This is a genomic window from Streptomyces sp. NPDC087440 (assembly GCF_044744005.1).
Taxonomy (GTDB): domain Bacteria; phylum Actinomycetota; class Actinomycetes; order Streptomycetales; family Streptomycetaceae; genus Streptomyces.
Genome location: NZ_JBIUXN010000011.1, coordinates 275,386 through 289,975, shown reverse-complemented (window position 1 = coordinate 289,975; position 14,590 = coordinate 275,386). Strand labels below are relative to the sequence as shown.

The window sequence follows — 14,590 nt, the reverse complement described above, 5'->3', positions numbered from 1 at the left end:
GCCCCCTTGGGCGGCGGGGCCGCCCCCCGGGGGCGGGACGGGCGGGCAAGGGGGCGGCCCCTCCCGCTCCCGGCCCAGCCCGGTGCCGCCCCTGGACCCGCCCCAGTGCCGGGCACACGTCCAAGGAGGCCCTGGCCCCGCCCCCGTACCGGACGCACAGCCCCGCCCGGCTTGGGCAGGAGAGGCCCCGGACCCGCCCCTTTCCCTAAAGCGCTCGCCGCGCGGCGATTGCACGTTTCCGTGCGGGTGAGTGGGTGGCTGGTCGCGCAGTTCCCCGCGCCCCTGACGGGGTGACCGGCGCGGCGGAGCCGCACGTGCAATACAGCCCCGCGCCCCTGACGGGGCGCCCGTGCAGGGGAGACGCAGAGCCCAGCCCCGCGCCCCTGGGCGTCGAAGGGCTAGAAGCCCGGGCCGCCCGGGCGGTCGCCCGCGGCGGCGAGGCGGCCCCAGAGAAGGTCCGCGAGGCTGGTCACCAACTCCGCCCGCGAGCATGGCCGTTCGCCGAGCCACCAGTCCCCGGCCGCATGCATCATCCCGACGATCCCATGCCCCCAGACCCGGGCGAGCTGCTCACCGTTGGGCCCGAGATCCACCCGCTCGGCGATCACCTCGGCCAGTTCCTCGCCCATCCGCCGCAGCAGCGGCGCCGAGTGCCGCCCGACGTCGAAGCCCTGCTCCGGCGTGGGTGCGGCGGCATCCTCCGCCGGGTGCATCAGGAACCGGTAGACCTGTGGCCGAGACTCGATCGCCGCGAGGTAGGTGTCGAGCGTCCGCTCCACCCGCTCGCGCCGCTCGGCCGGGGCGTCCAGGGCGGCACGCAGGGCGGCCAGGAGCGCATCGGTGTGCCGCTTGGCGAGCGCGCGGTAGAGGCCCCCCTTGTCGCCGAAGTGCCGGTAGAGGATCGGCTTGGTGATCCCGGCCTCGGCCGCTATGGCGTTCATGGAGGCCTGCGGGCCGTCCCGCAGGACCACCCGGTCCGCGGCTTCCAGCAGTTCGCGCCGCCGGGCCTCGGCGTTCGACCGCTGCGCCGAAGCCTGCTCTGTGGTCTCCATCGTGTGCTCTCCCCGCCCAGGTGATTCCGTTCCGTGACGCCCGCGCAACGTAACACTGCCCGTGGGAGGCCGACTGTTGACAGGGGCTACCCGTGGGTAACACACTCGGGGTTACCGCAAGTAACGTGTACGTGCTGGAGGGGACATGGCCGAGTTCACGCTCGATCTCAACGATGACCAGAAGCAGGTCCGCGACTGGATTCACGGTTTCGCCGCGGACGTGATCCGCCCGGCCGCTGCGGAGTGGGACGAGCGCGAGGAGACGCCCTGGCCCGTCATCCAGGAAGCGGCCAAGGTCGGAATCTACTCCCTCGACTTCTATGCCCAGCAGTACTTCGACCCTACGGGTCTCGGCATCCCCATGGCTATGGAAGAGCTCTTCTGGGGCGACGCGGGCATCGCGCTGTCCATCGTGGGCACGGGCCTGGCCGCCGTCGGCGTGCTCGCCAACGGCACCGAGGAGCAGATAGGCACCTGGATACCGCAGATGTACGGCGACGCGAACGACGTGAAGGTCGCCGCCTTCTGCTCCTCCGAGCCGGACGCGGGCTCCGACGTCGCCTCGATGCGCACCCGCGCCGTCTACGACGAGGCCAAGGACGAGTGGGTCCTCAACGGCACGAAGACCTGGGCCACCAACGGCGGCATCGCCAACGTCCATGTGATCGTCGCCTGCGTCGACCCCACCCTCGGCTCCAAGGGCCACGCCTCCTTCATCGTGCCGCCCGCCACACCCGGCCTCTCCCAGGGCCAGAAGTTCAAGAAGCACGGCATCCGCGCCTCGCACACCGCCGAGGTCGTCCTGGAAGACGTACGCATCCCCGGCTCCTGCCTCCTCGGCGGCAAGGAGAAGCTGGACGAGCGCCTGGCCCGCGCCCGCGAGCGGGCCGCCAAGGGCGGCGGCGAGCGCGTGAAGAACGCCGCGATGGCCACCTTCGAGGCCTCCCGCCCGGCGGTCGGCGCGATGGCGGTCGGCACGGCCCGCGCCGCCTACGAGGTCGCCCTCGACTACGCCAAGACCCGCGAGCAGTTCGGCCGCCCGATCATCGACAACCAGGGCATCGCCTTCCAGCTCGCCGACATGCGCACCCAGATCGACGCCGCCCGCCTGCTGGTCTGGCGCGCCTCCTGGATGGCCGTCTCCGGCAAGCCGTTCACGGCCGCGGAGGGCTCCATGTCCAAGCTCTACGCGAGCGAGGTCTCCAAGAAGGTCACCGCCCAGGCCGTCCAGATCCTCGGCGGCAACGGCTTCACCCGCGAGTACCCGGTGGAACGGATGCACCGCGACGCGGCGATCTACACCATCTTCGAGGGCACGAGCGAGATCCAGCGTTTGGTCATCGCAAGGACCCTGTCGGGCATGCCGATCCGGTAGGTCTGTGAGGTCCAGTAGGTCCGGTACGAGGTCGGCAGGCTGGGTACGGGGTCGGCCGCCCGGCCGTTCTACTGCTCGCCGAGCGGCGGCCGGCGGGCGAGGAACTCCTCGAACGCAGCCAGTTGCTTCGGCGGCATGTACGCCTGCCGTCCGTACATCGCCTGCTCGTCCAGCAGGCGGAGCCACCAGGCGGTCCGCGCCTCGACCACGACGGCACGGCCCCGGGTGAACGTGGCGTGCTGCCCGTCCGCGTGCAGATAGCGGGTGTACGGGCCGTGCTCCTCGGGGCCGGGCGGCCGTTCCTCGGCGGCGTCGGGCGGAGGGAGCGGGGCGCGCAGATGGCGCTGGGCGAAATGCTCCAGCTCGGCGAGCTCGGCCGCCGGGAGCAGCACGATCCACGGCTCGCCGTCCGCGGTGAGGACGACGCGTTCACCGGTCTCCTCGACGCGGGCGGCCAGCTGCCCGAAGTCCGGTGTGTCGTACATGGGTTCGACATCGCTCATGGCTGCGATGCTACGGGCGGCGGAGCCCCCGCGGGGGCTCCGCCCGATGTCAGCCCTGCGGCAGCTGCGCCTCGACCGCCGAGACGAGCACCGCGCTGCCCGGCTCCGTGCGCGGGCGGAAGCGGCCCACGATCTCGCCCGACGGGGAGATCAGGAACTTCTCGAAGTTCCACTGGACGTCACCCGCTTCGCCGTCCGCGTCGGCGAAGCCGGTGAGTTCGGTGTAGAGGGGGTGCCGGTGTTCGCCGTTGACCTCGATCTTTTCGAGGAGCGGGAAGGTCACGCCGTAGCTCGCGGAGCAGAAGGTGGCGATCTCCTCCGCGCTGCCCGGCTCCTGGCCGGCGAACTGGTTGCACGGGACGCCTAGAACCGTGAAGCCCCGGTCGGCGTAGGTCTTCTGGAGCTCCTCCAGGCCCGCGTACTGCGGGGTCAGGCCGCACTTCGAGGCGACGTTGACGACCAGGACGGCCTTGCCCTGGTGCGCGGCCAGGCTCGTCGGCGCGCCGTCCAGCGTGTGCAGCGGGATGTCGTACAGGCTCATGAGTTCCTTCTCCTGTTGCGTCCGGCGTGGTTCGTCGGAGACCCAGCCGCAGGCTAACCCGCGCCGCGCCCCGCTCAGGCGGCCGCCCCCGAGACGCCGGAGAGTCCCGAGAGGATGACGGAGCGGGAGAGGTTGCGGGGGCGGTCGGGGTTCATGCGGCGGCGGGCGGCCAGCTCCACGGCCAGGCGCTGGGCGCGGACCAGGGAGGCCACCGGGTCGAGCGCGTCGGCGGTGAAGAGGGCGCCGGTGGCGGTCACCTCGTCCTCCAGACCGGCCGGGGGCTCGCCGAAGGACCAGACCAGGCTGTTCTCGTCGCTGATGCTGATGGGGCCGTGGCGGTACTCCATCGCCGCGTACGACTCCGTCCAGGCGCGGGCCGCCTCGCGCAGCTTGAGGGCCGCCTCGTCGGCGAGGCCGACGGTCCAGCCCCGGCCCAGGAAGGTGAACTGGGTGCGGTGGGACCAGAGGCGGGGGAGGGGCTCCTCGACCGCGAGTTCGCCGTCCGTGACGGAGGCGGTCAGGTCGAACCCGAGCCCCGCGCGCAGGAGTTGGAGCGCGGTCGTGGCGAACCGGGTCTGGACGACGGACTTCTCGTCGGCGAAGGAGAGGTCCACGAGGGCGTCGGCGCAGTCGGCGACCGGGCCGTCGGGGACACCGGTCAGGGCGACGGTGGGGATACGGCCGTGCACCTCGTCGAGGAGGGCCAGCACCTCCGTCGTCGTACCGGAGCGGGTGATGGCGACGATCCGGTCGTACGGGCGGGCCAGTGCGGCCTCGGAGGCGGCGTAGGCGTCGGTCTCGCCCTGGCCCGCACGCTCGCGGAGCACGGCGTAGGCGCGGGCCATGTAGAACGACGTCCCGCAGCCGACGACGGCGACCCGCTCGCCGGGCTGCGGCAGGCCGTGACCGACGACGGCGGCCAGTTCGGCGGCCCGCGTCCAGCAGGCGGGCTGCGAGGCGATCTCGGCGGTGACGTGGGCTGCGGCGGTCATGGTGCGGTCCCCCAGGGGTGCGGCAGGAGTGTGGGTGCGAACGCGTCGTGCGTGCTGGCTCGATTCTGACGAGGGGTTCCCGATCCCACAATGAGCAATCAGGCAGCAATGGGGGAGTAATTCTGTCCGGTGGCGATGATTGAGCATTGAATGCTCTGGTCGAATCTCCCACTATGGCCCTGTGACCACTTCAACGGGCCGTCCCACGGCCCTGATTGCGATGCGCGCGGACGTCGCGGCGCTGGCCCTGCCCGAGGACGTGCGGGCCGAGCTGTCCGCGTTCTGCGACCTCACGGACACGATGGCCGAGGCCGACCTCCTGATCACCGGGTGGGGCTGTCCGCCGGTGGACGCCGCCGCGCTCGCCGGGGCGCCCCGGCTGCGGGCCGCCTTCCACGCGGCGGGCTCGGTCAAGCAGGTCTTCGCTCCCGCGGTGTGGGAGCGCGGCATCGTCGTCTCCTCCGCCGCGTCCGCCAACGCGGGACCGGTCGCCGACTACACCGTCTCCGCGATCCGGCTGGCCGCCAAACGGGCCTTCGCGCTCGCCGCCGACTACCGGGCCGGACACCCTCGGGACCTCACCGTCAGCCCGCGCACCGGGCTGACCGCCCGCACGGTCGGCGTGGTCGGCGCCTCGCACATCGGACGGCTGGTGCTGGAGCGGCTCGCCGGGGCGGGAGTGCGGCTCGTGGTCAGCGACCCGTACCTGGCGAAGGAGGACGCGGCCGAGCTGGGCGCGGAACTCCTGCCGCTGGACGACCTGTTGGCGCAGTCCGACATCGTCACCCTGCACGCCCCGATGCTCCCCGAGACCCGCCACCTGATCGACGACCGCGCCCTGGAACTGCTGCGCGACGGCGCCGTGCTCGTCAACACCGCACGCGGCGGCCTCGTCGACACCGAGGCGCTCACCGCGCACTGCGCACGCGGGCGCGTCGACGCCGTCCTGGACGTCACGGAGCCGGAGCCGCTCCCGCCGGGCCACCCGCTGCTCACCCTCCCGAACGTGCTGGTCACCCCGCACATCGCCGGGGCGATGGGCACGGAGGTGCGGCTGCTGGGCGCGTTCGCGGTGGAGGAGGCGCGGAGGTTCGTGGCGGGGGAGGAGCTCAGGGGCGAGGTCCGGGCGGTGGACCTGCACCGGATCGCCTGACGTCCGGCTGCCGGAAGGGGGCGGGGGCTCGGGGGCGTTGTCAGTGGTGCGTCCTACGCTCGATCCATGAGTACGGACCTGCGCCTTCCGGGCCTCGCGGAGCAGCAGACCGCCGAGTGCCGGCGGCTCGCCGCACAGGGCCGCCTGCCCGCCCTCGCGCACGCGGTCCTGCGTGCCGCCTGCCGCAACGGGGCGGCGACAGGCCCCGGCCCGCCCGTCATGGCCCTGCTGCGGTCCCTGCCCGACGCCGACCGGCTGGCCCTCGGCCGGATCTGGGCGCACTGGCTGCCGCAGGTCCCGCTGCACGGCCCGTACGTCTTCGAGGAGTTCGGCCGCACCCCCACCCAGGTGCGCGGCGAGCTCCTCACCCTGGCCAGCAGCGTCGTTGGGGGCCTGGACGGCAGCCTGCTCGCCGCCGAGCGGCGCGAGCGACTGGACGCACTGAGCCTCCTGTACGAGATCGGGCCCGGCACCCGGGACGGCGAACTGGCCCTCGCGGAACTGGCCGCGGGCCGACCGCCCGGCCCCGCCGTCGTCGCGGTGTTCCGCCGCACCGCCCTCGCCCCCGGCGCACCGCCCGCCCTCCGCGAGACGGCCGCCGCCCTGCCGGGGCCCGTCCTCAACCCCGGGGAGGCCTGGGCGGACCTGGCCCTGCGCGAGGCGTCCGGCGGACCGCTGGAGGCCCTCCTGGCCCACCCCGCGCCGCCCACCGCCCGCACGCCCTCCGCCCGCTGGGCCCGCGTGGCGCGCGCCGTGCTCGCCCGCGCCGGGCCGGAGGCGTCCCGGCAGCGTCTGCACGGCTGGTGCGCCGCGTTCGGCCTGCCCCGCACGGTGGTGCTGCACCCCCACCGGAGCGCGCACCCCGACACCGGGCACCCGCCCGACCCGTACAACTGCCGGGCGCTGCGCGGTGTGGCCTGGTCGCTCGGGCTGCTGCCGCCCGACCCCGGCACGGCGCACACCCTGGCCGCGCTCGCCACCACGGCCCTGCGCCCGCTGCGGGACGGCAGGACCGCGGCCCCGGCCGTGGCCGACGCCGCCGTCACCGCCCTCGTGCTCGCGGGCGACAGGGCCGCCCACGACGAACTCGCCGCCCTCGCCCACCGGGTGACCCACCGCCCCACCGCGCGGCGGATCGCCGCCGCCCTCACCGGAACAGGCAGGTGACGCCCACGCCAGGAGGGGACCGTGACGCCCGCACCCGGCCAGGAAGGTGACGCCTGCGCCTACTCCCGCCGCGCCCCGCACGACGCCCGCACCACCAGGTTCGGCCGCAACTGCACCTGGTGCAGCGGCGACGCGTCCCCCTCCGCCAGCCGCCGCAGCAGGATCTGCGCCGCCAGCCGCCCCACCTGGAACTTCGGCGGCGACACCGCGGTCAGCGGAATCTCCGCCACGTCCGCGAACTCGTTGTCGTAGCTGACCAGCGCCAGATCGTCCGGCACCCGCAGCCCCGCCCGCCGGGCCGCCGACTGGATCAGCGCCGCCTCCCGGTCCCCGAAGCACAGCGCCCCGCTGGCCCCGCCCGCGACCAGCGCCGCCACCGCCTCGTCCGCCCGGGCCGGCGTCCACGCGTCCATCACGTCCGCGTCGTACACCGGCTCCCGCAGCCCGAAGTCGGCGACGGCACGCGCGAATCCGGACCGGATGGGGGCCGCCGTCGCCGCGTCCGTACGGACCACCAGGCCGAGACGCTCGTGGCCCAGCGAGCGCAGGTGGCGGACCGCGTCGTACGCGCCGCCCTCGTGGTCCGTGCACACGTGCTCCGTCGGATCGCCCGGACCCGCCGCCGTCAGCCGCCGTTCCACCAGTACCGCGGGCACCGGCAGACCGAGCAGTTCCTCCGCCCGCCGCGCCGGATCGCCCTCGTCGTGCAGGCCCGGGACCAGGAGCAGGCCGTGCACCCCGGACAGCAGGAGTTCCGCGATCGCGTCGTCCTCCGCCCGCCGGTCGTAGTGCGAGCAGGTCAGCACGAATTGCGCCCCCGCCTCGGAGAGCACTTCCTGGATGCCCTGGAGGACCCGCGGATAGTAGAGCGTCGTGTCGGGGACCAGGACGCCCACGACCCGCCGGTGGTGCGGCACGCCGGGGACCCGGCCGAGCGCGAACGTGCCCGCGCCCTGCCGCCGTTCGACCATGCCCTGGGCGACCAGGTCCTCGTACGCGCGGCGCACCGTCGTCACCGACAGACCCGTCTCGGCGGCCAGCGCCCGCTCGGTGGGGAGCTTGCTGCCGGGCGGCCAGGTGCCGTCCTGGATGCCGCGCCGCAGGTCGGCGGTGAGCTTGCGGAACTTCAGTTCTCTGGCAGTCACGTTTCCCCCGGCTTCGTAATGCTCCTTGAATCCTATTCCCATCACTCCCTAGCGTCCGCAGGCAATTCGGCCGCCCGCCCCCGCGGCTGCCCGCCCCGCACGCTGGGAGTCCCCCGTGAACCACCCCGCCGCCCCCGTACCGCCCGTGTCCCGCCGTCGCCTCCTCGCGTACGGTGCCGCCGCGACCGGTGCCGTCGTCCTGCCCTTCACCGCCGCCCGGCAGGCGACCGCGGCCGCCCCCGGCGACGTACCGCTGAAGCGAGACGTACCGCGGCAGGAAGACGTACCGCTGCACGAACTCGAAGAGCGGGCGCTCGCGCTCCAGCCGCCCGCGTTCCTGCTGGAGACCGCCGTGCCCCGGCAGTTCACCGCCGGACGGGGCAGCACCCTGGCCATCAGCGACGCCCGCTCCGTGTGCGGGACGCACGCCCTGCGCTGGGACCACGGGGCACGCTCACAGGTCACCGTCGACGCCGACCTCGGCTGGGCCCCGGACCCGTACGAGCCGCGTCCGCTCGCCGACCAGCAGTGGCAGGGCACCGTCGACACGTTCTCCGTGTGGATCTACAACGAGAAGGCCGTCGACGACGTCGTCCGCTTCGAGTTCGGGCGCGGCGAACGCACCGACTGCCACCTGGAGTTCGACCTGAACTTCACCGGCTGGCGCACCGTCTGGGCCCGGTACGCGTACGACATGGCGGGCCGCCCGCGCCCCGGCATGGACACCCTGCGCGTCATCGCCCCGCGCCGCGCGGGAACCCTCTACCTCGACCAACTGCTCCTCAACGTCGCCCTGCGCCCCGACGCCCCCACCCGCGACGTCCACGCCCCCGACATCTGCGTCGAGGGCGACGACTGGGACCAGCAGCACTGGCAGGCGCTGTACCTCTTCGACCGCATCCTGCGCCGCACCCGCATCGCCGCGCCCCGGCCCACCAGCAACGAACTCCAAGCGCTGAAATCCCTGGTCACCCGCTACCACGACGACTACCTCGCCGCCTCCGTCACGGTCGACGACGCCTACGTCACCACCCTCACCACACAGACCGACGCCCTCCTCACCGGCCGCCCCGTCTTCTCCTACCAGGCGCAGATCTACCCGCCCTCCCTCGCCGCCGACCTGAAGAAGTTCGTCGGCGCGTTCACACTGCGCGCCGTCACCGACCTGCAGCAGAAGATCGCCCAGGCGTACGACGCGGCGGGCGCGGGCCACCGGCCCGCCCTCGGGACGCTGTACGTCAGGCTGGTCGAGCGGCTCCGCGAGCAGGGCTGGACGTACGGCAGCTGCCTCGGCACCATCCACCACCTCGGCTACGACGTGCGCGGCTACTACGACTCCGTGTTCCTCATGCGCGACGTCCTGCGCGAGGCGGGTCTGCTGGCGGCGGTGCGCGCCGACCTCACCTGGCTGTGCGGCTTCGGCCGACTCTTCCGGGGCCTGGAGCACCGCAACGCGCACGGCTCCACCGCCGACATCCTCAACACCACCGTGCGCGGCAAGCTCGCCGTCGCCCTCCTCCAGGACACCGAGGCCCAGCAGGTCGCGTACCTGAAGATCCTGCGCGACTGGCTCGGCCAGTACCTGCTGCCCACCGACGGCATCCAGGACGGCCTGAAGACCGACGGCACCACCTTCCACCACGTCGGCTTCTTCCCCGACTACGCCCGCGACGGCTTCACCGGCTTCGCCCCCCTCGTGTACGTCATGAGCGGCGGCCTCTTCCGGATCCCGACGAAGGGTCACCAGGCCCTGAAGCAGGCAGTGTTGACGATGCGGATCGTCGCGAACACCTCGCACTGGCCGATCTCCCTCTCCGGCCGCAACCCGATCGGCACCACCGGGCTCCAGATCACCCCCTTCCAGTGGCTCGCCATCGCCGGAACCCCCGACGGCACCCAGCCCCTCGACCCCGAACTCGGCGCCGCCTTCCTGCGGTTGCTCCCCGCGAACCCCAACACCGCGCAGAAGAGGATCGCGGCACAGCTCGCCGCCGCGAACATCACCGCCGAGAAGGCGCCGCAGGGAGCCTGGGCGTACAACTACGGTGCACTCGCCGTGCAGCGCCGCGACGACTGGCAGGTCACCGTGCGCGGCCACAACCGCTACCTGTGGTCCACCGAGATCTACGACGGGTCGAACGGGTACGGCCGCTACAACACGTACGGCCAGATCCAGGTCCTGCACCGGGGCCCCACCCCCGGGGCCCCCGTCACCAACCTCGACAGCGGCTACAGCCACGACGGCTACGACTGGAACCGCCGCCCCGGCACCACCACCCTGCACAAGCCGTGGAACCTCCTCAAGGGCGACCTCACCGGCGCCATCGAGGAGGTCATGCTCACCGAGGAGGCGTTCGCGGGCGGGCACACCATCGACGGCCGCAACGGCATGTTCGCGATGCGCCTGCGCGAGATCCCCAAGTACGACGCCGGCCACCGCGCCCGCAAGTCCGTCTTCCTCTTCGACAACCGGGTGATCGCGCTCGGCTCGGGCATCGAGAACACCGACCGCACCCACGAGACCGAGACCACGCTCTTCCAGTCCCGGCTCGCCACCCCGCAGGCCCCCACCCACGTCGGGGACACCACCCCGGTCACCGCCTTCCCGTACGAGCACCAAGGGGCAAGCCCCGCCTGGCTGCTGGACGACACGGGCCTCGGGTACTACCTGCCCGCCGGGCAGCGGCTGTCCCTCACCCGCACCACCCAGACCTCCCGCCACCACGGCACCGACGCCGAGACCCGAGGCGACTTCGCCACCGCCTGGCTGCGGCACGGCACCGCCCCGCACGGGGCCTCGTACCACTACGCGACGGTCGTCGGCGCGACCCCCGCGTCCATGGCCGCCTTCGCCGCCGACATGGCGGACGCGGGCCGGGCCCCGTACACCGTCGTCCGGCACGACGACACCGCCCACGTCGTACGGGACCGGGCCACCGGCATCACCGGGTACGCCGTCTTCGACGCCACCCGCGCCCTCACCGACTCCACCGTCGTACGCGCCGTGGACACCCCCTCGATGCTGCTCACCCGCACCGAGACCTCCGGCGCCCTCGTGCTGTCGGTGTGCGACCCGGACCTGCGGCTCTATGCGGGCCGCGACCGCGCCCAGTACGACGCGAAGGGCGCGTACCACGGGCACTGGAGCCCGTTCTCCCGGCCGTGGCTGGCCGAACCCAGCGCCCCGCACACCCTGCACGTGACCCTCGCCGGTCGCTGGCGGGCGGCGGCGGGGGAGAAGTGCACCACCCGCATCCAGGGCGGAACCACCCTCGTCGCGGTGCGCACCGTCGACGGGAAGCCCGTCCAGTGTCGTCTGACAAAGGAGTCACGATGATCAGCACCCTCCGTACGGCAGTCACCGCAGGAACGGCGGCCCTCCTCGCCGCCGCCCTGCTGACCGGCCCGGCCCGCGCGGACGCCACCGCCTCGCTGGTCGACCCCGCCACCCCCGCGGGCGCCCAGCCCACCGCCGGCCCCGCCGGGACCCTCGTCTTCAGCGACGAGTTCACCGGCAGCACCCTGAACACCGCCAAGTGGAAGGCCCGCGACCAGGAACGCACCGAGGCCGACCGCACCGACGGCCTGCGCACGTGGTACAAACCGCAGAACGTGCGCGTCGTCCCGGAGAACGGTGGCAACCTCGCCATCGACCTGCGCAAGCTGGGCGACAAGCAGTACGCCGGGGGCAGGGTCGACACCGACGGCATCTTCGACTACACCCACGGCACCTTCGAGGCCCGCCTCCATGTCCCGCCCGCCAACGGGCACTTGGGCGCGGTGTGGCTCCAGACGCACTCCTGGGGAAACATCAAGGGCAGCGCCGAGGACGGCGCGGAGATCGACCTCATCGAGAGCGCGTACAACACCGACAAGTACGCGGCGACCATCCACTACGACGGCTACGGCGCCGACCACGTCCAGTCCGCCCAGGTCGTCCCGGCCCCCGGACTGCACGCCGACCACTACCACACCATCGGCCTGAACTGGACTGCCACAAAAATGGAGTTCACCTACGACGGGACGGTGGTGCGGACCGTCACCGACCCCCAGCTGATCAGCCAGGTGAAGGAGTACCCGATCCTGTCGCACGAGATCCTGGAGTGGGCGGCCGGTGACGTCACGACCGCCCCCCTCGACCACACCTCCACGATGTACGTCGACCACGTACGCATCTGGAAGTAACGCCCGCTAGTCGGCCGGGAGTTCGCGCGGCCAGCTGCCGATCTCGCGGAGCACCTTCATGAAGGCGTGCTCCGCGGGGGACAGCAGCCGGTCGCGCCGCCGCACCAGGTTCACCGGACGTGAGCGGGGAGCCGGGCTGACCGGCACCACGGTCAGCGCACCGGACCGTACGTCGTCCACCACCGCGTGCTCCGAGATCAGCGTGATGCCGAGCCCCGCCGCCACGCATTGCTTGACGGCCTCAGGGCCCCACACGTCGCCGTGCGGGACATCCGTCAACTCCCAGTCGCCCAGCACCTGTTCCTGGAGCTCGCGGGTCTGCGAGCCCGGCTCGCGCAGCAGGAAGCGGCAGTCGCGCAGCTCCTGCGGTCCCACCTCGCCCGCACCGGCCAGGGGATGCGAGGAGGAGGCCACGACCACCAGGCGCTCGTCCAGGACACTCTCCACGACGAGCTGGTTGGCGGTGGGCGTCCCGGCCACGACGGCGATGCCGATGCCGCCGCCCAGCAGGCGTTCCAGCACGGCTTCGTTGTTGCCGACGAAGACGTCGCAGACGATCCCCGGGTGGTCCTGCTGGTAGCGGGCGAGCAGCGGCGGCAGCAGATACGTGCCGACCGTCGTGGACCCGCCGACCAGCAGCCGCCCCGAGGCCAGCCCGCTGACCTGCTGCACGGCGGCGACGGCCTCCTCGGCGAGGAGGAAGACCCGCTTGCCGTACTCGGCGAGCACCTCGCCCTCCGCCGTGGGGCGGGTCCGGGCGCCGGAGCGGTCGATCAGCGTCACGCGCAGGGACTGTTCCAGGCGGCGCACCTGGTTGGAGACCGACGGCTGGCTCATGTACAGCTTCTGTGCCGCCGCCGAGAACCCCTGGTGCTCGACGACCTGCATGAAGATCCACAGCCGGTGGAGGTTCAGTTCCACGTGCCCCCCTTGATCAACTGTGCGCGCGGTGAGCCTAACCGCGATCGGGCGCGAAGGGGAGGGGTCGCGTTGGCTTGAATGCGGCTATGGGCCCCATAGCAAACCGAGAGGTTCTTCCCGCCCCTCGGCCAGTGCTACCTATGTCACACGGGGCGGCAGCTACCGCCCCGCGACTTCGAACCTCAGGGGTGTCCGTACATGGAGCAGCTTCAGGTCAACGGCCGCGACTACCCGTGGCCCCAGCGGCCCGTCGTCGTGGTCTGCATCGACGGCAGCGAGGACGCGTACCACGAGCGGGCCATCGCGGACGGGCGGATGCCGTTCCTGGAGAAGATGCTGGAGCGGGGCGCCGACCTGCGCGGCGACTGCACGATGCCGTCGTTCACCAACCCCAACAACATCTCCATCGCCACCGGGCAGCCGCCGGCCGTGCACGGCATCTGCGGCAACTACTTCTACGACACCGAGACCAACGCCGAGGTCATGATGAACGCCCCGGAGCTGCTCCGGGTGCCGACCATCTTCGCGGAGTTCTCCAAGGCCGGCGCCAAGGTCGTCTGCATCACCGCCAAGGACAAGCTGCGCCGCCTGCTCGGCCGCGACCTGGTCGACGGCATCAACTTCTCCGCGGAGAAGGCCGACCAGGTCACCGACGAGGACAACGGCATCACCAAGGTCCTCGAGCGCGTCGGCATGGAACTGCCGTCGGTCTACAGCGCCGAGCTCAGCGAGCTGGTGATGGCCGCGGGCGTCGACGTCCTGGAGAAGGACAACCCGCAGCTGATGTACCTGTCGCTCACCGACTACATCCAGCACAAGCACGCCCCGGGCTCGCCGGTCGCCAACGACTTCTACGGCATGCTCGACGGCTACTTCGAGAAGATCGACGCCCTCGGCGCGATCCTCGTCGTCACCGCCGACCACGGCATGAACGCCAAGAGCGACGCCGACGGCGTCGCCCAGGTCGTCTTCCTCCAGGACTTCTTCGACGGCCGTCTCGGCGAGGGCACCTCCCGCGTCATCCTGCCGATCACCGACCCGTACACCGTCCACCACGGCGCGCTCGGCTCCTACGCCACCGTCCACCTGCCCGCGGGCACGGACGTCGCCGCCCTGGTCGGCGAGGTCGCCGCGATCGACGGCGTCGACACCGTCCTGACCCGCGAGGAGGCCTGCGAGCGCTTCGAGCTGCCGGGCGACCGCATCGGCGACATCGTCGTCATCGCCACCCGCAACACGGCCCTGGGCACGACGCCCGCCCGCCACGACATCTCGGGCTTCAAGGAGCCGCTGCGCTCGCACGGCGGCCTGACCGAGCAGAAGGTCCCGTTCCTGGTGAACGCCCCCGTGGAGCTGCCCGCCGGACACCGGCTGCGCAACTTCGACGCCTACTGGGTGGGCACCACGCTCGCGGCGGGCCGGTCGCTGACCGCCTGACACCGAGCAACAGCTCCACTCCACTGACCCGGCCCCGGCGCGCATGCCTGGGCGCGCGCCGGGGCCGTGCCGTGCCCGCACACCGCTCCGTACGAGGTGCGGGCACGGCTGTATCACCC

The 14,590-nt window shown here is 72.5% G+C and carries 12 protein-coding genes; 6 read left to right on the top strand and 6 right to left on the bottom strand.

What is annotated here, in order from left to right; translation table 11 throughout:
• Positions 1 to 398: 398 nt before the first annotated feature.
• Complete coding sequence (locus ACIO3O_RS23035) at positions 399 to 1,052, bottom strand: TetR family transcriptional regulator (RefSeq protein WP_401748691.1); 654 nt, start codon at positions 1,050 to 1,052, stop codon at positions 399 to 401.
• Between the two features lie 145 nt (positions 1,053 to 1,197).
• Between ACIO3O_RS23035 and ACIO3O_RS23030 the strand changes: the two genes are divergently transcribed.
• On the top strand, positions 1,198 to 2,427 hold the full coding sequence (locus ACIO3O_RS23030; RefSeq protein ID WP_401748689.1) for an acyl-CoA dehydrogenase family protein: 1,230 nt from the start codon (positions 1,198 to 1,200) through the stop codon (positions 2,425 to 2,427).
• A 68-nt stretch (positions 2,428 to 2,495) separates the two neighbouring features.
• On the opposite strand, the gene ACIO3O_RS23025 is transcribed toward ACIO3O_RS23030, so the two are convergent.
• The 3 genes from ACIO3O_RS23025 to ACIO3O_RS23015 all read right to left on the bottom strand — a co-directional run bounded on the left by ACIO3O_RS23025 (position 2,496) and on the right by ACIO3O_RS23015 (position 4,463).
• Positions 2,496 to 2,930 carry a type II toxin-antitoxin system prevent-host-death family antitoxin gene (locus ACIO3O_RS23025; RefSeq protein ID WP_401748687.1) on the bottom strand — a complete coding sequence of 145 codons (435 nt, stop codon included), beginning with the start codon at positions 2,928 to 2,930 and terminating at the stop codon, positions 2,496 to 2,498.
• 49 nt (positions 2,931 to 2,979) lie between these two features.
• Positions 2,980 to 3,471: a glutathione peroxidase gene (locus ACIO3O_RS23020; protein ID WP_401748685.1), complete on the bottom strand. Its 492-nt coding sequence runs from the start codon at positions 3,469 to 3,471 to the stop codon at positions 2,980 to 2,982.
• A gap of 74 nt (positions 3,472 to 3,545) precedes the next feature.
• On the bottom strand, positions 3,546 to 4,463 hold the full coding sequence (locus ACIO3O_RS23015) for an SIS domain-containing protein (RefSeq protein ID WP_401748683.1): 918 nt from the start codon (positions 4,461 to 4,463) through the stop codon (positions 3,546 to 3,548).
• Positions 4,464 to 4,644: 181 nt separating this feature from the next.
• On the opposite strand from ACIO3O_RS23015, the gene ACIO3O_RS23010 reads away from it, so the two are divergent.
• Positions 4,645 to 5,616 (top strand): hydroxyacid dehydrogenase, encoded by a 972-nt coding sequence (locus ACIO3O_RS23010; protein ID WP_401748681.1) that lies wholly within the window; start codon positions 4,645 to 4,647, stop codon positions 5,614 to 5,616.
• Between the two features lie 66 nt (positions 5,617 to 5,682).
• Entirely contained in the window at positions 5,683 to 6,783 is a 1,101-nt protein-coding gene (locus ACIO3O_RS23005; protein ID WP_401748679.1) for a hypothetical protein, read from the top strand.
• 59 nt (positions 6,784 to 6,842) lie between these two features.
• On the opposite strand, the gene ACIO3O_RS23000 is transcribed toward ACIO3O_RS23005, so the two are convergent.
• Positions 6,843 to 7,928 carry a substrate-binding domain-containing protein gene (locus ACIO3O_RS23000; RefSeq protein ID WP_401748677.1) on the bottom strand — a complete coding sequence of 362 codons (1,086 nt, stop codon included), beginning with the start codon at positions 7,926 to 7,928 and terminating at the stop codon, positions 6,843 to 6,845.
• 115 nt (positions 7,929 to 8,043) lie between these two features.
• Here ACIO3O_RS23000 and ACIO3O_RS22995 point away from each other — a divergent pair, with 115 nt between their 5' ends.
• Both ACIO3O_RS22995 and ACIO3O_RS22990 read left to right on the top strand, forming a co-directional pair.
• Positions 8,044 to 11,265: a chondroitinase family polysaccharide lyase gene (locus ACIO3O_RS22995; RefSeq protein WP_401748675.1), complete on the top strand. Its 3,222-nt coding sequence runs from the start codon at positions 8,044 to 8,046 to the stop codon at positions 11,263 to 11,265.
• Positions 11,262 to 12,113 carry a family 16 glycosylhydrolase gene (locus ACIO3O_RS22990; protein WP_401748673.1) on the top strand — a complete coding sequence of 284 codons (852 nt, stop codon included), beginning with the start codon at positions 11,262 to 11,264 and terminating at the stop codon, positions 12,111 to 12,113. Before ACIO3O_RS22995 ends, ACIO3O_RS22990 begins: the two co-directional genes overlap by 4 nt.
• Before the next feature lie 6 nt (positions 12,114 to 12,119).
• Here ACIO3O_RS22990 and ACIO3O_RS22985 read toward each other — a convergent pair whose 3' ends face one another.
• On the bottom strand, positions 12,120 to 13,034 hold the full coding sequence (locus ACIO3O_RS22985) for a LysR family transcriptional regulator (RefSeq protein WP_401748671.1): 915 nt from the start codon (positions 13,032 to 13,034) through the stop codon (positions 12,120 to 12,122).
• A 198-nt stretch (positions 13,035 to 13,232) separates the two neighbouring features.
• Between ACIO3O_RS22985 and phnA the strand changes: the two genes are divergently transcribed.
• Complete coding sequence (gene phnA, locus ACIO3O_RS22980; RefSeq protein WP_401748669.1) at positions 13,233 to 14,471, top strand: phosphonoacetate hydrolase; 1,239 nt, start codon at positions 13,233 to 13,235, stop codon at positions 14,469 to 14,471.
• Positions 14,472 to 14,590: the final 119 nt, after the last annotated feature.